The organism is Cutibacterium granulosum (assembly GCF_900186975.1).
GTDB classification, from domain to species: domain Bacteria; phylum Actinomycetota; class Actinomycetes; order Propionibacteriales; family Propionibacteriaceae; genus Cutibacterium; species Cutibacterium granulosum.
The window spans coordinates 133357-152365 of record NZ_LT906441.1; the positions used below are offsets into that span (position 1 = coordinate 133357).

The following is a 19009-nucleotide window of genomic DNA, read 5'->3' on the forward strand; positions in this document are numbered from 1 at the left end:
CACGTGGAGTCCCCTCGTGTGCCCATCACGAATGTCTGGCCGCACAACCATGTGAGAGAACGACCACGGTGTGGTGGACACACAACGTGTCCACCACACCGCCCTCGTCACCGAACGACTCATCTGTGCCAGGATCAACTCAGCGAGTCACCAGCGTGTCTCATACCTTCCTGCGATGTCGCATGTGCGAACCAGCTCCCAGACCTCCGCCGATGAGGGCCATACTGACGAGCAGGTACCACATCACTCCATTGCCACCGGTGTGTGGCAACGTTCCGCCGGAGCGGACGTTGCTCACGATGAGCGTGGCGACATTGTCCTTCATGTCGAGTCGGACCATCGCAGCATCCTTGGGGTTGAGCAGGGAAGCTGTCAGGCTGTCGGACCCGCTCTTGGTCAACTTGAGACCAACCGGCTGGGGAAGGAGGCTGTGACCGCGCGGGGACTGCGTCTCCACGATGTAGTAGATACCCTCCTTGAGTTTGCCAGAGGTCCAAGTTTGACCGCTGTCACCGGTGGTGAACTCAAGCGGGTCCCCAGACCAGTCCGGCCCTGCAGTCGTGCCCTTCCGCAGGACGAACTGCGAACCAGAGAGCTTGGTGTGACCATCCTCATCGACCTTGACCACCTTGATGATGCCTTCAGGATTCGCGGTGACCCTGCTGTTCACGACGACACAGCTCACATGGGAACCCTGACCCAGGTTCGGTACGGTGAAACCAGTTGCGCCCACGGCCTTGATCGCCACTGGCTGAGGTCGACCGTCGGGGCCCTTGACGTTGTCATTGGTACACACCGCAACCTGCGGGTCCTTCTGCAACGTCCAGCCATCCTGGGTGCGTTCACTGATGGTGACGTCTCCCCTGTCGGTGGGGTTCTTCATGCCGATGTCGAAGGTAACCCTAGACTTGTCACCGGTGCGCCCCTGCGCACCGCCATCAGGAGCCAAGGACACCTTGCCGTCAATCTGCGCACCGGTGTACGACATGGCATCGTTGGTCGGTCTGGTGGCATCGAAGACCCATCCACCGGGTGTCACCTTGTTCACGTCTTGGCCTGTGACCAAGGTTCCGTTGTCGTTGAGCTGCTTCTCAACGGTCACACGAGCCGTGCACCCGTCCAGCGCAATCTGCCGAAGAGTCTTGCTCAGATCATCCAGATGACTGGCCATGATGTAATCCTGCTTGGCAGCCTGACCTTGGGGAATGTTGCTGTATGAGTTACCAGTCTCACCGGAGATCGCCTTCATGTTGAAAGCAGAATCCGCTCCACCACCGTTGACTATGGACTCCACACCAATGGCGAACACACGCGTGCCCTGCGCCTTGATGGCATTTGCAGTCATCATGGCATTCTCAACGACGGCGAAATCGGTCGAGTTCCCTTCACCTCGTTGGCCTTTCTCGGATGAACGCGTCGGATTGCCGTCCGTGATCATCAACACGGCGTCGTAGGGCGCATCGGGGTGGGACGAGTTGTAGTCAACCGTCTGACGCAACGCATCGTCCCAGTTCGTGTCACCAGAGGTCCCACGGCCCTGGATCTTCCCACTTATCTTCTTGGCATTGGCCTCATTGACCTCCACGGGATCTACTACGGCCTGTGGTCCCGTGTGCGCGCTACCTGTGAAGGGGATGAAGCTGAGCTGGGTTCCAGTACCCACCAACGAATTGACGAACGTCTCCAACTCGTCCTTGTATCTGGTTATCGCCTTGTTGGTGTCCAGACTCGTTGAGTAGTCCGCAAGAACTTGGATCTTCAACCCACACTTGGAACGCAGCTCGGGATTGTCCTTGACCACCACCATGTGGGTGGAGGACGATCGCGCATTGGTGATGCCTTCTGCACCGTCACCAAAAATGAGTGGATTCACGTACGACGCCGAGTCGTAATTCATGAATCCGTTCCTGTTCTCGAACGAATCCAGACCTTTCTTCTGATCGCCCGAAGTGGCCGTCATGCCTGCGAACATCTCCGGTGTGCGATAGGCATAGTCCAAGAGCTCACTTGGTCCATGGGAACCGAGCCAGCCGGGGACAGTACCGCCCGAGAAGCCCACCCGCAAGGTGTCGATAGTGTGCCAGCCGTCCGGAGCTGATTCTTGGCCCACCCAGTAGTAGGTGCCCTGTCCCCCCTCAGCCGGGGCGGGCACAGTGAAGGTGCAGTATCCGCTGGCGTCCGACACACAACTCGCGTACGGACGCTCAAGACGTGCCCCGGGGACTCCCCAGTGGTAACTGCCCGGAGCCTGCTGGACTACCCCGGGATCTTGGATGACCTTCGGGTTGTCGTTGCGGTACAGATGCAACTTGACACCCGCCAGTGGTTGTGCATCCCCACCTGCACTACGCACCCCAGCGACGTGTACCCGCAACGTAGCCGTCTGGCCGGCGGGGACGTCATCGGGATCCATACCATCCACAGGTGAAGCGGGGTGATCAACGTAGGCCCAGTAGGCCCCGATCCCCTGTTCGGCGGACGCACCAGACGTGGCCTTGTCGACGATTGCCTTGCTTGCCGCGCTCTGCTGCGCACACGAACCGGACAACGGTGCCTTGACATCCAAGTACATCCGAAGTTTGCTCTCGGGGGTAAGTCGGGTACCGGAGAGCTGGAATGCCGGGTTGAACCTGAAGGTAATGACCTCAGCCTTCAGTTGATCATCGTGTTTACGTTCCACCGTCACGGTGGTGTGGGAATCGATATCGGCTCCCCTGCCCTCAACGCGCACGGAGGCACCATCGATCTGTGGGAAGGAGATGCCGGATGCGTCGTAGACGACCATGGAGAACGCCCGGACATCGGTATCTTCGGGAATCCTTGACGTGTTCTGCTCGACTGGTTGTATCTGCCATGATCCGGTATCACAGCTGTAGGCGTCGTTCCTGTCCTGGGAGCGGTAACCACCGAAATACGCATTTGCCGCAACCACGTGCTCCACTTCCTCGGTTGGGCTGGCTGCAGCGCGCATCCCGGCCACCGGGGAAGTGCTCGGGTGACTTGCCACCGATCTTTCCGCACCATTACGCGCAGACGCGGGGGGCGTAGAGGAAGCAGATGCCCCAGCACTGCTCGTGCTCACCAAGGGCTTGGAACTCGCCCTTCCCCTCGGAGTTGGCATCGCCCCGGTGGTCGACCAATCGGGATTGAGCATCCGGTCAGCCTGCGCTGGCGTCACGTCGAGCTCATGGGATGACACACCAGCACTCGCAGATGGCGCAGCGCTGGTCACGGCATTCGATGTTGCAGATCCCGATTCACCGGTGTCAGCCTGTTGCCCGTATGCGGCGCTCGTCGTGATTCCCGCCATGGCGACGACAAACGCCACCACTCCAGCACCAGCACCGCGTACTCGGTGTGAGATTTTCTGAATGTCCACGATGCACCTCCCGGAGCATAGTTTGCCTCAAAACCATCGAAGTACTCAAGTCTCCTAACAAAATATGACAAGTATTCGAGATCTTCCGCGCGGCGAAACGCGTGTGACACCTCTGCCTCCCTCCGCAGGTGGATACACACCGGCGGATCGTGCGAGCAACGAGACGACATCACGTCTTCGAACGAAAGCAGCAGGAGCATCCTCACCACGGCCCCCAGCCCCACCGCACACAGAGCCCAGCCCGGGGGATGGGTGACACGAGAACCTGCCCGATTACGCCCTCGACTCGACAAACCCTCAACCACAACCGCATTCCTCTAATAGCGAAATATCTTCGTGTCATTGCCTCTCCATGTTCCGCTGGAGCACACCCTGCGCGACATTCGGCTGACATCTGTCCTAGTCAGCGGCTTTCACATTCCCCGCCCAGTCAGCAGCATGATCTGGACAACCGTCACGTCAGACCACGGCGCGTCAAGTTGACAACCTGCCCACAACCCTCAACCTCGACTCCCCATGGCGCAACACACGATTTACATTTGGTCCCGCCGACGACACACACCTTGGGTGGGTCGTGTACCCGAGGAAGACCCAAGGAGCATCGCGACACAGGATCCACGCCCTTACATGAAGGAGGAGCACGCTCATGGGTTTGTCTCGCCCCGTCCGACTCAGCGCGACCGCACTTGCATCTGCAGGGCTCGTCACGACTGGGCTCGGCTTCCCAACATCCCAACTGGCACACGCCGAGGGCCGAACCGTCATGGCAACCACGGCCGTCAACGTGCGATCCGGCCCGGGAACCTCCTACAAGATCTTGGGAGTGTTGTACCCAGGACACACTGCCCGGCAGATTGGCAGTACCAAGTACGGCTGGACCCAGGTGACATGGAAAGGACACACTGCCTACGTCGCCACCCGGTACCTGCGTGACTCCTCTGCTGCCAGCCCAAGCAACACCCACGTCACCCTGCGCCCATCACCCGGAGTGCCCAAGGCTGCCCCGGTGTCGAACTCCGTGGTGCGTCCGGTGATCGGGCAGAAGCGCAGCACGGCAGTGCTCATGGTGCGCAGCTCCTACACCAACCACTTCGGATCCGAGGGTGACGCCCCCATCGGCACCATCTTCGACGTCACCGGCCGCACCGCCAACGGTCTTGCCGAGGTGATCTGGCAGGGACGCCCCCGCTGGGTCAACGCCAAATACCTGACGTCCGTCAATGCCCACCGTCCAGCCAGGCACAACTCTCCGGCCAAGCCCGGCAGAACGACCAAACCCAGTACACCTGGAAAGTCGACGAAGCCGAACAGGCAGGCCAAGCCACGCACACCAGCCAAACCTGCGAAGCCCAATACACCAGCGAAGCCCACGCCGACCAAGTCTGCGAAGCACAGCACACCAGCGAAGCCCGCACACCCCGCCACGCCGACCAAGCCGAGCACCCCGGCCAAACCCGTGGTACGTCCAGTGGTCGGGCAGGCCCGCGGCACGACGGCTCTCATGATCCGCACGTCGTTCACCAACCATTTCGGCACCGAGGGTGACGCTCCTTCCGGCACCATCTTCGACGTCACCGGCCGCAGGGCCAACGGGATGGCTGAGGTGATCTGGCGAGGACGCCCCCGCTGGGTCAACGCCAAATACCTGACACCGGTCGGCAGCTCCAAGCCGAAACCAAGCAAGCCGCGCACCCCCGCGAAGCCCGCACGTCCCACCACACCGGCCAAACCGGCAAAACCGAGCACCCCTGCCACCCCCAAGGTCACTGGTGTGCGTTACGCCACCACTGCGTTGGACATCCGCACCGCTTCGGGATCCTCCTCCCGGACCGTGGGCGAGGTGGCAACCGGCACTGCCCTGAGCATCACGGGGGTCACCGCCAATGGTCGTTCCCAGATCGTCTACCGGGGGCAGACCCGCTGGGTCACCAGCAAGTGGCTGTCCGCCAACAAGCCCGGCACGGCCAGCAAACCCAGCGCCACCAAACCTGCTGCCCCCAAGAAGGCGAAGTCCGGCAAAGCCAGCACCCCGAGCAGCCCGGGCAACTGGAACAAGCTCATGGCCGGTGGATCCGAGGGATTGTCGGGACTGCGTCCGAGCGCCAAGGGAATCGTCAACAACGTGCTCCAGAACTTCTCGCAGATCACCACGATCTACGGTGTGCGGCCCCACGATCCCTACCCGGATCATCCCAGTGGTCACGCAATCGACCTCATGCTCCCCAACTACAAGAGCAATGAGGCGCTGGGCTGGAAGATGGCCAAGTACTACCAGGCTCACGCCAGTGAGCTGGGAGTGAGCTACATCATCTTCCACCAGCAGATCTGGAGTGTCGCCCGCGACTCCGAGGGATGGCGTCACATGGAGGATCGTGGTGGGGACACCGCGAACCACATGGATCACGTACACATCACGACGATCTGGGACTGATGCCTCGCAGGGGTGGAGGCACGACTCGTGCCCCCACCCCCGTACTGCCCCCGTACTGGCCGTGAGAATGCGCTTGGCCGAGCCGACCGTTCCCATGCTCGTCACTCGCGAAGGCTGCGAGCGCGCCACCAGCCCCGCACAGCCTTCGCACAGCCCAGAGCCCCATGGAAATGGTCGGCCGGACACATGGGTCTCAGCGACACCCCACAGAGCCAGGACCTCGACGGCCACGATGATGCTGCACGACGAGACCCACGAGGAGACCATCGTCTGGAATTTCGCACGGATGCTCGGCGACCGCTAGTATGAGGTCCTGCGCCTTGTCCCGATCGTCCAGAGGCCTAGGACACCGCCCTTTCAAGGCGGCAACGCGGGTTCGAATCCCGTTCGGGATACCACTGCCGCAACCACGATCGCTGCGGTTTTTCTCACATTGACCAGGGTGGGACTGCCCCGGCAGGCCATGCACCCAGAACTTGCTGCACCGTGCCACCCACCTCGCTGCACCGTGCCACCCACCTCGCTGCACCGTGCCACCCACCTCAGGGCATGGGGTGATGACGGTGCGCCCCCATCCAGTGGCCATGCGGCTCACCCAGACATCTGACGATGTTTGCACCTTCCCTACTGTTCGGTCCCGAGATGCGCCGATACAGGAAGTTCGCTTCTGGCGAATTGCGCGGCCGCCACGAGACTCGCTCCAGGAGAGCAAAGTGCCTAGTCAGAGCAATTTTTTATCAACACGTTCCCTCGATTTCACTTTTACGCCTCCCTATTGCTAAGCTATTCGAGCTGCTGGAGAGCAGCGGTCGAAACTCCTCGAAGTCCTCGTGGACATCGGAGAGATGAGGCCCCGTAGCGCAGTTGGTTAGCGCGCCGCCCTGTCACGGCGGAGGTCGTGGGTTCAAGTCCCATCGGGGTCGCGGAAGCGGTGATGAGAGTCACCGCTTTTGTGTTGAGTGGTCTCCACGAGATGCAGATGGCCGGGTAGCTCAGTTGGTACGAGCGTTCGCCTGAAAAGTGAAAGGTCACCGGTTCGATCCCGGTCCCGGCCACCACAGCCCCGTGTCGGGGCTTTTTTCGTGTCTGGCACGCCCCGACGTGACGAGGAATGTGCACTTGCGAAGCAAAGGCGCCAAGAGCAGTCCGAAGGAGGACCGGCCCAAAAAGGTGCCGCCAGCCGAGAGACACCGATCTCGGAACATCAATGACGGCTGTCAGAACATGCCAACCGGATGAGCCCTGGCAAGTTCCGGCGAGCCCCACCCCGGTGAGCGGCGGACCACACTCACCGCTCGCACCATCATCCGGTGCGCACCACGACCAGCACCATTCGCACAACCATGTGTATGCTGATGCGCGTTGCTCACACGGGTGAGCAGCCTGGCAAGTGCGCCACGCCAGTACCGCGCCTCTTTGAAAGAGTTTTTCACATGGCCATGACCTGTGCCCAGCAAGAATCCTCAACCCAGGCACACAGTTCTGCACCGGGATCCAGACCATATGACGTCAACGGCGACGTCGTCACCACCCACAGAGCTTGGGGTGCCCTGAGCGCCCTGCTCATCGCCCTGTTCATGCGTCTGGTGGATCTCAGCACCGTCGCGACAGCCATGCCTGCCATCACGCGGGGACTGCACGCCAGCCTCGTCGGCACGATGTGGGTACACACCGCATACCTACTGTCCTATGCCATCCCCCTCATCATTTCCGGACGCCTCGGTGATCGATTCGGCACCCGTCGTATCTTCGTCATCGGGATGCTCGTCTTCACCTTCGCCTCCCTGGGCAGTGGGCTGTGCGTCAACGTCGGCATGCTCATCGCCTTCCGGGTGTGCCAAGGGCTCGGATCGGCGCTCATGGCACCGCAGTCGATGACGCTCATCACCCAGCTGTTCCCACCCCAGGAGCGCGGCCGTGCCCTGGGGCTGTGGAGCGCCACGTCGGGGGCGGCCACCCTCATCGGCCCCATCCTGGGCGGGGTGTGCATTGACCACTTTGGCTGGCACTCCATCTTCTTCATCAACCTGCCCATCGCCGCCATCGGACTGTGGCAGACGATGCGCGCCATGCCGAGACTGCCGCACACCACCACCCGCATCGACTGGGTGGGAGTGGCGCTGTCGGGCATCGCCATGACCCTCATCGTCTTCGGCATCCAGGAAGGACGCACCTACCACTGGGGAGCCATCCGTGGCGTCATCTCCGTACCACTGCTCATTGGTCTCGGAGTGGTGACCATGATCGTCTTCCTCCTCTGGCAGGGGCACCTAGGGCGAACTGCAGGTCAGCCACTCATCCCGTTGCGGCTCTTTCGGGAACACAACTTCTGTCTGGGGATCCTGGCGGTGGCCTTCGTGGGCACCTACGTGCCAGCCGTCACCCTCGTCCCCACCATGTACCTGCAGCAGGCACGTGGGTTGACGCCCACCAAGGCGTCTCTGTTGCTCATCCCGGCCTCGCTGTTCTCAGTACTGCTCTCCCCCGTGGCCGGACGTATCGTCCAGCGCAGGAGTTCCGGGCGAGTCGGGGCGTTCGGCACGAGCGCCGTGGCCACCGTCTGCCTGCTGTGGTTGGCTCTCATGACGGATGCGACGCCCCTGCGGGTGTTCCTACTCGTCACCACCCTCATGGGAGTGGGAAGCGCCTTCGTGTGGCCACCGATCTCGTGGACGACGAGCCATGATCTGGCTCACGAGGACGCTGGGGCAGGCTCCAGCGTCTACAACACGACACGGCAGATCGGACAGGTCATCGGCTCAGCGATCATTGCCACGACCCTCGACTGGCGCACCTCGGCAGCTCCGAACCTCGCCCGTGGATTCGGGCAGTCGATGCTTGTGCCGATGATCGGTGCCCTCATCGCATTCTCGGCAACACTCTTCTTCAACGACTACGGAAGAAGAACCCGGTGAGCACCGTGGGATCGACGCAGGCAGACACATTGCATCAAGCTCAGACTCGACTCACCTGAACGGGTCGCGCCACCCGAACGTCGTGCGACGGTAGATCGCACCTTTCACCGATCGTTTGGGACTCTTGACGAACCCAACGCCTTTCTTGCCGTACCACGGGATGACAGCGCCTTTCACAGACCTTTTGACGCGTCCCGTGGTGCGTGCCCTGACCGACTTCTTCACCGATGGTTTGCGCAATCCAATCTGCCAGACATGTGACATCACCGCTACGATCTTCTCACCGTGCTGGAAAACATGAAACTCGTCCACATCACTTCACCGAGCCACTCATGAGCCCGGACACGAAGTACTTGCCCAGGGCGATGTAGACGATGAGGGTGGGCAACGACGCCACCAGCACACCTGCCATGATCTGCGGGTAGTTGGGGTTCTGGCCCGATGCCAGGGCGTTGAGCCCGAACGTCACCGGGCCATTGTTCTGGTTGGTGAGGAACAACGCGAAGATGAAGTCGTTCCACGCACTCGTGAACTGCCAGATCAACGTCACGATGAACCCCGGAACCGACACCGGCAGCACAACCCTGTTGTACGTCGAGAAAGTGTTGGCTCCATCCACCCGAGCCGCCTCGATGATCTCGGTGGGCACCACTGTCGCGTAGTAGTTGCGGAAGATCAGCGTGCAGATCGGGATGCCGTAGACGATGTGCACCAGGATCAACGTCGGGATACCTGCGAACCACGGAGCACTCGCCTGGACGTCGAGCATCATGCCGGACAGCGGGATCATGATCGCCTGGTAGGGGATGAACATTCCGAACAGGAACAGCACGAAGATGACGTGCGATCCCGGGAACTTCCATTTCGCGAAGATGTAACCGTTGAGGGAGCCGAGGACTGCCGACAGCACGGCAGCGACGACTGCCAGCACGAGGGAACGTCCCAACGCCGGGGCGAGGACGTGCCAAGCAGACTGCCAGCCCTCCACCGACCACGTCGAGGGCAGCTTCCAGGCCGTGGACTGGGAATACTCCGATGGTCGTTTGAAACTCGTCACCAGTAGTGCGTACAGCGGTGTGAGCACGAGCACAGAGAAGAAGACGAGCAGCACGTACCGCAGCCCGGTCCATGCTCGGTGCGCCGTGGTGGAGCTGCGTACCCTGCCCGGTCCGTGGTTTTTGTGTTTACCATGAGCCTTGCTGCTTGTGTGCCGGTCAGACGCGGGACTGAGCGTCTCAGATTCCACAGCGGCGGTGTTCATCAGCGTCCTCCCTTCTCGGTGCGGTTGGTGTAGACGAGGTACGGCACCACGACCACGGCGACGATGAGCAGCAGAAGCGTTGCATTGACGGCCGCCATCGTCGGGTTGTTGAGCTGGAACATCTGCACCCACATCAAGGTGGCGGGCACCTCGGTGGTGAACGAGCTCTGCCCGGCAATGGCGTAGATGAGATCGAACATCTTCATGGACATGTGGCCGACGATGATGAGTGCACTCAACGCGATCGGCGACAGCTGCGGAAAGAGTACGTGCCAGTACAGCTTGAACTCGCTGGCTCCATCGACGCGAGCCGCTTCACGCTGATCCTCCGAGATTCCCCGGAACCCGGCAAGGAACAAAGCCATGATGTAACCCGACAGCTGCCAGATGGCCGGGATCGCCATGGCCGCCATGTTGAACTTGCCGGCGGAGTACCACGTGGACTGCAGTCCGGGCAGTCCCATGATCTGGAACAACTGGTTGAGTCCGACTGCCTGATCCCCCTGGGCCGGCGAGAGCAGCCACCGCCAGATGACGCCGGCCGCCACGAATGACACTGCCATGGGGAAGAGGAAGATCGAGCGGAACAGCCCTTCCCCCGGTATTCCCTTCTCCAGGAGCAAGGCCCACAGCAGACCGAAGATCATCGTTCCCACGACGAACACCACGGTGAGGACCAACAGGTTCCACAACGAGTGCAGGTAGCGATCATCGGACAACAGGGCAGCGTAGTTGCCCCAACCCCCTGGTGCCTTCACCCGACCTGACCGCGTCGTCACTCGTGCGAGCGAGGTGGCGATGTTCTTGCCGATGAATCCATAGACGAAGACACCGACCAGAATGATCGATGGCAGAACGAACAGGAAACTGGGCAACCAACGTTTCACTCTTTGCATTACACTCTTTCCCCTCGTGGACACCTGCGTCCACAACACATCACGGACCCTGCGAACGTCTTTGTTCGGGCACCCTGGACCGGCACCGTCATGGATCGGCAAAACCCGCACCAGCCAAGCCGGGCTGAGAACTCATCAGGTGGTGCCTCGAGGATGCCCGAGGCACCACCAACAGATCGATTCTCCCACTGCCCCGGTGACGAGGTCGCCAGAGCGTGAATCGCCACGGGATCCCGGTCGGTGGCTGGCAGGCAACCGTCAACCACGAGGCTGGCCCGCAGATCGACTGGTTGCGGGGCGAAGACTCACCCATGTGTGACGAGTCCGCCTCACGTGGCCTGGCTCTTGCCTGAAGCTGTCCAGCGAGCAGACTCACATGGCGTACTTGTCGTGCGCAGCCACCAGGGCCGAGACGAAGTTGTCGGTGTTCTTGTCCTGGTGGAACTTGCTCATCGCCGTGTTGATCTCTGAGCTCCAGGCCAGGGGAACGGCAGCCCCGTGGGCGATCGAGGAGACGATCTTCTTCTCCTTGAAATCCTTCATGGCCTTCTGCTGGTACGCGTTGAAACCATCTGGGGAGACGTCGGTACGAGCGGGGATCGATCCTTTGATCTGGTTGAAGGTGGACTGAGCGTCCTTGGAACCCACGAACCGCAGCCAGTCCTTGGTGGCCTCCGGATTCTTGGTGCCGGTGGGCAGGGTGAACGAGTCGGCCAGGAACCCGTAGACGTCCTCCTTGCCGGGCAGGGCGAAGGCGGTGTAGTCCTTGCCGAAGGTCTTGTTCCTGGAGTCGAACTCGGCCACCGCCCAGTCGCCCATGATGTTGTAGGCAGCGCTGCCGTCGGACACCATGTCGGTGGCAGCTGGCCAGTCGTCCCCGTCAGAGGCGGTGTTGGCGAAGCTCAGAGCCTTCTTGAAGTCCTCGATGGAGGCCTTGACCTCCGGGCTGCCCCAGTTGCCGTCCTTGGTGAACAGTGCCGAGTAGCCGTCGGCACCGAGGTTGGCCATGAGGATCGACTCGAACAACTCGGTCTGGGTCCACGTACCACCGATGGACAGCGGAGTGGCCACCCCGGAATCCTTGACCTTCTGCAGGTCGGCGAGCCAGCTCTTGACGTCGGACGGGGTGTCCTTGATGCCAGCCTTCTTCAGCGCCGCCGTGTTGGCCCACACGACGTTGGAGCGGTGGATGTCCACGGGCACGGAGTAGATGTGGCCGTCCACCGTGAGACGATCCAGAAGGGTCTTGGGGAGCACGGAGTCGCCACCCAGCTCCTTGATGAGGTCGTCGACCGGCTCGATCTGCTCGTTGTCGATGTAGTCGGTGAGCTCGGCACCAGCGTGTCCCTGGAAGGAGCCGGGCGGGTTGCCGTTCTGCAGGTCGGAGGCCAGCTTGGCCTTGGCGTTGGACCCGGATCCACCAGCAACCGCCAGGTTGACGAATGTGTCGTTCGGGTACTGCTTCTTGAACGACTTCTCCAGAGCGTCCAGGCCTTTCTTCTCCGATCCGTCGGCCCACCAGGTGAACACGCCCACCTCGCCGCCGGCACCGCCTGCCTTGGGGGACGACGCCACCTGATCCGACGACTTGTCGTCAGCACTCCCGTCGCCGTTGGAGCCGCAACCCGTCAGCAGAATGGCTGCCGCGGTAGCCAGTGCCCCGATCTTCTTACCGTTCATCGTTACCTCACATCAGCAGTGGGACCGTCCTCATCGTGAGCATCCACGCACACGGACGGCCTCTGAACCCCTGCGTCCAGCAGATCAACTCTCGCAGAGCTCAATCCTTTTTGCAATGGTCCACAGCGCGGGTCCGAGAATGGGGAGTCACCCAGGCGTCTCGCCAGGTGCGCATCTGCTCGAACACCTCGGCGCGGACAGGCTCCTCGGACAGGACGAGGTCGTGCAGGCCACCGTCGATGCGTGCCACGGTGACGTGGGCACCCAGATGTACCGCTGCGCTGGCCAACCGCTCCACGTCCAGAACGGTGTCAACGTGCCGCATGTCCTCGTTCCAGGTCGTCGACAGGTCGCTGCGCGCCGACATGAGGCACAGCACCGGTACGTCGATGCTCAACCCGGCACGTACTCGCTCCTGCCCGGAGACGATGGCGGCGAGCCACCCAGCTCGTACCTTGAATGGCGCGTCCTGGGGATTCTTCAGCTCGGGAATGTCCCACTCTCCCCCATCGGCCCTGCGTATCGACCGGCCGAAGTTGTCGCGCTCGGAGTGTCTGATCACCGCATCGGGATCTGCCCGGCACATGGTTCTGCTCGCGGCACTGATCATTGATCGGGTGATGGCCGACCCCTGCATGTCGAGCCACGGGGAATTGAGGATGAGCCCGTCGACGGTGTGTGGGTGTCGATCTGCCCACAGCGAGGCAATGAGGCCGCCGGTGGAGTGTCCCATGAGGGTCACGGAGTCATGATCGGCGAGGATGGCGCCCATCGCTGCGTCGATCTCCTCGTCGTACTCGCCGAGGTCGTCGATCCAGCCAGAGCGCTGCCCCGCCACGATGTTGCGTCCGTACCGACGCAGGTCGAGAGCATGGAAGTCTGCACCCCATGACTCGACCTCAGCTGCCAGCTGGGCCTGGTGGAACAGATCGGACCAGCCATGGATGTACAGCACTGCACGCTGCTGCTGTGGCTGGGAGCATCTGGCCACCATGGTGGCCGTCAGTTCACCGTCCGGATCACCGGGGACCTTGCGCGCATGGGGCAGACCCATGACGGCGCAGTGGAACCCCGGAACAACACGATCCGGGTGCCAGTCCACAACGCTCACCCACTTGAAGGAATAGGTTCACCACAGTGAAAGAGCAGGGTTGGCCTTGTCGGGCCAACCGCTGCTGAGCACCAGTCATGGCTGGTTGAGTTCAGTCGTCCTCACCGTAGTGTGCGTACTTCTCGGCAAGATCGGCGTACTCGTCGGACAATCCGTCATCGTCGTGGTGAGTCTGTTCATGGGTTCGATCACCTCGAAGTTCTCTCTCCAAGGATTCCAGATCCATGTTCACCGAACGGTACTTCAGATCGCGAGCGACCTTGGTCTGTTTCGCCTTTGCACGGCCGCGCCCCATATGGGTCGACCCCCTCGCTTGTCATCGCGGCATTGCCGCCGTAGGTCCTATTACTGTCGTGAGACACAGGCTACCGGAGGCGACGGGTCAGTGCCAAAGCACACCCCTCACCTGAGCGCAAAAGGTTGACGCATCAGTCCATGGAATACCCACCGAGCAGCGAGACAGCAGGTACGTCGGAGCTCTCGCGGGAGGCCACGGTGCCGCATTGCCATGCGGTGAGGCCACGTCCTGCCAGGAACTCCAGGGCTTCGGGCACCTGATCGTCCGGCAGGGCGATGACCATTCCGACGCCCATGTTGAGGGTTTCCTCAATATCAGATTGTGAGACGGCTCCGACCTCCTGGACGAGCCGGAAGATCGGGGCCGGGGACCAGGTGGATCGTTCGATCGTGGCCGTCAGGTGGCTGGGCATGACGCGGGCCAGGTTGTTGGCCAGTCCGCCGCCGGTGACGTGGCACATGGCGTGCACCTCGCTGTGATGGGCCAGGGCGAGCAGGTCTGCGGCGTAGACGATCGTCGGTTCCAGGAGCTCCTCACCCACGGTGCGTCCCAGCTCGTCGACGTGACGGTCCAGCGTCCAGCCGGCCTGCTCCAGCAGGACGTGACGCACCAGGGAGTAGCCGTTGGAGTGCAGCCCCGAGGAGGCCACCGCGATGAGCGCGTCGCCCTCGGCAATACGCTCGGGGCCGAGGATCTCGTCGCGTTCCACGACACCTGTGGTGGCTCCAGCGACGTCGAACTCATCGGGAGCGAGCAACCCGGGATGTTCCGCGGTCTCTCCGCCGAGCAGGGCACATCCAGCCTTCTGACAGGCCTGGGCGATCCCCTTGACGACCGAGGCGATGACCTCGGGATCCACGTGGCCGCACGAGATGTAGTCGGTGACGAACAGCGGCTCGGCGCCCACCACGACCAGGTCGTCGACGAGCATGCCCATGAGATCGAAACCAATGGTGTCGTAGACCTTCATCCGACGGGCGATGTCCACCTTGGTGCCCACCCCGTCCGTCGAGGTGGCCAGCACCGGGTGTCGGTAGTCCTTGAACGCCGCGGCATCGAAGAAGCCGGCGAATCCCCCCAGACCGCCCAGCACCTCGGGGCGCCTGGTACCAGCCACATGCTCCTTCATGAGCTCGACGGCGCGGTCACCTGCAGCGATGTCGACGCCGGCGCGGGCATACGCGGTTTCGTGGGTCATGACTGGTCAGTCCTCGTCTTTCGGGGTGGGCTGATGGGGGTCAAGGGTGGCGTCGGCGAGCATGGCCTGCGATCCCTTGGGGACGTCCACCGGATAGACGCCGTCGAAACAGGCCCGGCACAGCTCGTCGGGCTGCACGTGGGTGGCACGGGTGAGCCCGTCCAGGCTGATGTAGCTCAGGGAGTCCGCGCCGATGGACCGGCAGATCTCGTCAATGCTCAGGCCGGGGGCGATGAGTTCGGCCCGGGTGGCGAAATCGATGCCGTAGAAGCACGGCCACTGCACCGGCGGGGACGAGATGCGCACGTGCACCTCCTTGGCACCGGCCTCACGCAGCATGCGGATGAGCTGACGCTGGGTGTTGCCACGCACGATCGAGTCGTCGACGACGACCAGGCGCTTGCCCGAGATGACGTCACGCAGCGGGTTGAGCTTGAGACGAATACCCAGGTTGCGCAGGGTCTGGGAGGGCTGGATGAAGGTACGCCCGACGTAGTTGTTCTTCACCAGTCCCATGCCGTAGGGAATGCCCGACTCGTCGGCATACCCGATCGCCGCCGGCGTGCCCGATTCCGGCACCGGGATGACGAGGTCGGCGTCTGCCGGAGCCTCCTGGGCAAGGATCTTGCCCACCTTGACGCGCACGTTGTGCACCCGGCGCCCCGAGATGACCGTGTCGGGGCGAGCCAGGTAGACGTACTCGAAGATGCAGCCCTTGGGTCGGGCCTCGGCGAATCGCCGAGTGCGCAGCCCGGCCTCGTCGATCGTCACCATCTCGCCGGGTTCGATCTCACGCACGAAGGTGCCGCCGACAATGTCGATGGCTGCCGTCTCGGAGGCGACGACCCAGCCGTTCTGCAGACGCCCCAACACGAGCGGGCGGATGCCCTGGGGGTCGCGGGCGGCGTACAGGGTGTTGTCGTCCATGAGGACGAGGCTGAAGGCACCACGCAGCCTGGGCAACACCTGCGCGGCCACCTGCTCGACCGAACCGTCGTAGGTGGCCATGAGTGCCGTCACCAAGGAGGTGTCGTTGGAGGAGTCCATGCGCTCCTTGTGCGGGACGGTGCCCTCCGGATTGCGTTGGGCGATGAGCTGCTCGAGCTCATCGGCGTTGGTGAGATTGCCGTTGTGCGCCAGAGCCAGTCCACCGCCGTCTGGCATGGACCGGAACGTTGGCTGGGCATTGTCCCACACGCTCGAGCCGGTGGTGGAGTAGCGGGTGTGGCCAATGGCCAGGTGCCCCGCCAAGGAGTTCAGGGTCGCTTCGTCGAACACCTGCGAGACCAACCCCATGTCTTTGAAGACCATGGTTCGTCTACCATCCGAGACCGCCATACCGGCAGATTCCTGCCCGCGGTGCTGCAGGGCGTACATGCCGAAGTAGACGAGTTTGGAAACGTCCTCACCGGGGGCGTAGATACCGATGACACCACACTCGTCCTGAGGGCCATGGTCGAAGGGATCGAGGTCTGCAGTGAGCCTTCCGTCAGCACGGTTCACCTGTCCACCCTATCGCACCTGCACCATTCTCGCGCCGGTAGGCCGCGAGCCACCGATGAACAGCCACGACCGGGCCCGGCTCCGGATCAGCCCTGTCGGAAGTTGCCCGGCTCCGGAGCAGCCCCTGACTGGAGCAGTCTTGACTGAAGCAGCCCCTGCCTGGAACAACTGGACACCACGAGGCAGAGGTTCGTGTGTCTGGCGACATTTTTGTCACCAGACACACGGCCGAGCCACACCTGTGATGATTCATGACATCCTGTGACAAAAATCGTCACCCCACGGCCGTCTTGCACCGTAGCAGCGGTACAGGTCCTCGAACTGACAAAAATGTCAACTTGAAGTACCTCGGCACTGCAGCGACGACACAAGACCCGTGATGAGAAAAATGTCAGCCCGAGAAGCCTCGACACACCACAGCAGCACAGAGCCCGTGGCGACAAAAATCGTCACCTCAGGACCACTGTCGCACCCCCGGACCACTGTCGCACCCCGGGGCAGCCAGACCTCGGATCGGCCAGACAGGGCGCACCACGCCAACCCCCTACTCACGGGTTGACAAAAATGACGCCACGCTCCAGCACGGACCACATGAGCGACGATGCAACACCTCAACCGACAAAAATGACACCAGACAGCGGGGCCAGGCACCACAGTGAGGAACCGAGGGACCAGCTGACAAAAATCGTCACCCAACGCAGCCGGGCACGGGAGTGGCGCCTGCGCCCGAGGATGATCAATCCTGCGCCGACACGTCGATGTGCACCGGGGACTCGGCCCGCGCCAGAACCGGCCGGGCAGCACACAAGGCATGGATGAATGCCATCGCACCCACGGCTACCGTGAGGCCATAGCCGCCCATGGGGCCGTGCAGGTCGGTCATTCGGCCGGCTGCTGCCGCCCCCACCGCATATCCCAGCGAGGTCGTCGCGGCGAGCAGGGTCATCACCGTGCCCAGCCGGGAGGCCGGAGTCACCCGTTCCGCGCTGGAGTACAGGGTGATCATGTAGGGAGCGGCCGCCAGACCGAGTATCACCATGACGATGGCGGCACTGCCCAATGTGTGCACGAACAGCAGCGGCACTGAGAGCACGGCCAGCCCCAGGGCGAAGATCTGCCAGCGTCGCACCATGTCAAGACGCCTGGCCAGCCGGGGAAGCAGGAGACCCGCACTGGCCGACCCGATCGAGAGCAGGGCGTGCAGCAGTCCGGCATACCCGGGCTGGCCCGCCTGAGTCGCCAAGCTCGTCGTACCGGTCTGGACGGTGCCGAAGACCAGCCCCATGAAGAGGATGCCGATCGTCGTCTGCACGGTGCCGAGGGTGAGCAGACGCCCCTGGGCGTGCTCGGTGGTGGCAGGGTGCGGTGCGACGAGCCGAACGGTGGGATGCACCGCGAACCAGCTGCCGAAGACGAGCAGGATGACACCGGCGGTGATGAGCGCGGGTACCGGTCCAAAGATCACTCCGAGGATGCCCACCAGGGCTGGCCCCAGGGCAAAGGAGGCCTCGTCGACTGCTCCTTCCCAGGCGAACGAGGTCTCCAACACCCCAGCTCGAATTGGCGGATGGTGTGCTGCGACCTGACGCCACCGCACGCGCGCCATCGTGCCCACCTGGGGCAGAAACAGGCCGATGACGACGCCGATCGCGGCGATCACCGGCCAGGCCGCCCCGTACAGGGCGGCCCCGGCCTCACCGATGAGGCCCAGGCCCGCGACGATCGACTGGACGAGCAGGGTGGTGCGCTGCCCGTGCCGATCGGTGAGTGCCCCCACGATCGGGGAACCGACGGCGATGGCAGCAGCAACGGCCCCGGCGGCAGCACCCCCGGGACCCATGCGCCCTGCCACCAAGGGGCTGGACACCAGCAACATGGTTCCCATCTGACTCATGGCCAACGGCAGCCGAGCCAGTAACGAGGTGACGACGAATCCACGGCCAGTGAGACGAAACAGGTCAGGGTACGACAGGGAGGTCACAGCAGTCCTCTCGAGACGACGAGGTGGGCACGACGTCTCCCCACCCTGCTGACGTCCTCGTGCAGTCTGCTGCCCGCGCCCTGCTGAGGATCTGGCGCATGTGCAGCTGCACCCCTGCCGCCAAAATTTACGGCGACGTCGTCATGGTAGCTGCCGACACGCCTCCGCTGGAATCGAGGAGCCCGCCATCGTCCTTGACGCCGAACACCCCGCGGACACCCGCCACGGTCGTGGTAGATCTCCCAGACCATGAGGCGGATCGCCCCGACTCATGACACGGAATCGTCCCGAGGCATCGGTGGCAAAGGTGGGCATCTTCCCCCCTGCGGGGCTGAGCCGACTTGGGAGGCGTACTT

General features: G+C 62.7%; 12 protein-coding genes and 3 tRNA genes. 6 read left to right on the forward strand and 9 right to left on the reverse strand.

Annotated features, from left to right (window positions below; translation table 11 throughout):
* Positions 1 to 160 precede the first annotated feature (160 nt).
* The gene (locus CKV91_RS00665) at positions 161 to 3007 is read right to left on the reverse strand and encodes a vWA domain-containing protein (RefSeq protein ID WP_157738692.1); all 2847 of its coding nucleotides are present in this window, start codon (positions 3005 to 3007) and stop codon (positions 161 to 163) included.
* Positions 3008 to 4025: 1018 nt separating this feature from the next.
* On the opposite strand from CKV91_RS00665, the gene CKV91_RS00670 reads away from it, so the two are divergent.
* The 5 genes from CKV91_RS00670 (at position 4026) to CKV91_RS00690 (ending at position 8725) form a co-directional block, all read left to right on the forward strand.
* Positions 4026 to 5810: an SH3 domain-containing protein gene (locus tag CKV91_RS00670; RefSeq protein ID WP_065860406.1), complete on the forward strand. Its 1785-nt coding sequence runs from the start codon at positions 4026 to 4028 to the stop codon at positions 5808 to 5810.
* A gap of 322 nt (positions 5811 to 6132) precedes the next feature.
* Positions 6133 to 6208, forward strand: a tRNA-Glu gene (locus CKV91_RS00675).
* A gap of 451 nt (positions 6209 to 6659) precedes the next feature.
* A tRNA-Asp gene (locus CKV91_RS00680) sits at positions 6660 to 6733 on the forward strand.
* Positions 6734 to 6791: 58 nt separating this feature from the next.
* Positions 6792 to 6868: transfer RNA gene (locus CKV91_RS00685), tRNA-Phe, on the forward strand.
* A gap of 375 nt (positions 6869 to 7243) precedes the next feature.
* A complete protein-coding gene (locus CKV91_RS00690) occupies positions 7244 to 8725 on the forward strand; it encodes an MFS transporter (RefSeq protein ID WP_157738694.1) in 1482 nt (493 codons plus the stop codon).
* A gap of 313 nt (positions 8726 to 9038) precedes the next feature.
* Here CKV91_RS00690 and CKV91_RS00700 read toward each other — a convergent pair whose 3' ends face one another.
* Positions 9039 to 9986, reverse strand: coding sequence for a carbohydrate ABC transporter permease (locus CKV91_RS00700; RefSeq protein WP_095140902.1), 948 nt, complete (start codon positions 9984 to 9986; stop codon positions 9039 to 9041).
* Positions 9986 to 10882 carry a carbohydrate ABC transporter permease gene (locus tag CKV91_RS00705; RefSeq protein WP_065860405.1) on the reverse strand — a complete coding sequence of 299 codons (897 nt, stop codon included), beginning with the start codon at positions 10880 to 10882 and terminating at the stop codon, positions 9986 to 9988. The genes CKV91_RS00700 and CKV91_RS00705 overlap by 1 nt, the downstream gene beginning before the upstream one ends.
* Before the next feature lie 215 nt (positions 10883 to 11097).
* Between CKV91_RS00705 and CKV91_RS09295 the strand changes: the two genes are divergently transcribed.
* Positions 11098 to 11235, forward strand: coding sequence for a hypothetical protein (locus CKV91_RS09295; protein ID WP_155942650.1), 138 nt, complete (start codon positions 11098 to 11100; stop codon positions 11233 to 11235).
* A 19-nt stretch (positions 11236 to 11254) separates the two neighbouring features.
* On the opposite strand, the gene CKV91_RS00710 is transcribed toward CKV91_RS09295, so the two are convergent.
* The 6 genes from CKV91_RS00710 to CKV91_RS00735 all read right to left on the reverse strand — a co-directional run bounded on the left by CKV91_RS00710 (position 11255) and on the right by CKV91_RS00735 (position 18653).
* Positions 11255 to 12562: an ABC transporter substrate-binding protein gene (locus CKV91_RS00710; RefSeq protein ID WP_021104150.1), complete on the reverse strand. Its 1308-nt coding sequence runs from the start codon at positions 12560 to 12562 to the stop codon at positions 11255 to 11257.
* 100 nt (positions 12563 to 12662) lie between these two features.
* Positions 12663 to 13664 carry an alpha/beta hydrolase gene (locus tag CKV91_RS00715; protein ID WP_065860404.1) on the reverse strand — a complete coding sequence of 334 codons (1002 nt, stop codon included), beginning with the start codon at positions 13662 to 13664 and terminating at the stop codon, positions 12663 to 12665.
* Positions 13665 to 13764: 100 nt separating this feature from the next.
* The gene (locus CKV91_RS00720) at positions 13765 to 13968 is read right to left on the reverse strand and encodes a DUF3073 domain-containing protein (protein WP_021105074.1); all 204 of its coding nucleotides are present in this window, start codon (positions 13966 to 13968) and stop codon (positions 13765 to 13767) included.
* 133 nt (positions 13969 to 14101) lie between these two features.
* Positions 14102 to 15169, reverse strand: coding sequence for a phosphoribosylformylglycinamidine cyclo-ligase (purM, locus tag CKV91_RS00725; RefSeq protein WP_021104146.1), 1068 nt, complete (start codon positions 15167 to 15169; stop codon positions 14102 to 14104).
* 6 nt (positions 15170 to 15175) lie between these two features.
* Entirely contained in the window at positions 15176 to 16672 is a 1497-nt protein-coding gene (gene purF / locus CKV91_RS00730; protein ID WP_021104145.1) for an amidophosphoribosyltransferase, read from the reverse strand.
* A 736-nt stretch (positions 16673 to 17408) separates the two neighbouring features.
* Positions 17409 to 18653 carry an MFS transporter gene (locus CKV91_RS00735; RefSeq protein ID WP_021104144.1) on the reverse strand — a complete coding sequence of 415 codons (1245 nt, stop codon included), beginning with the start codon at positions 18651 to 18653 and terminating at the stop codon, positions 17409 to 17411.
* Between the last annotated feature and the right edge of the window lie 356 nt (positions 18654 to 19009).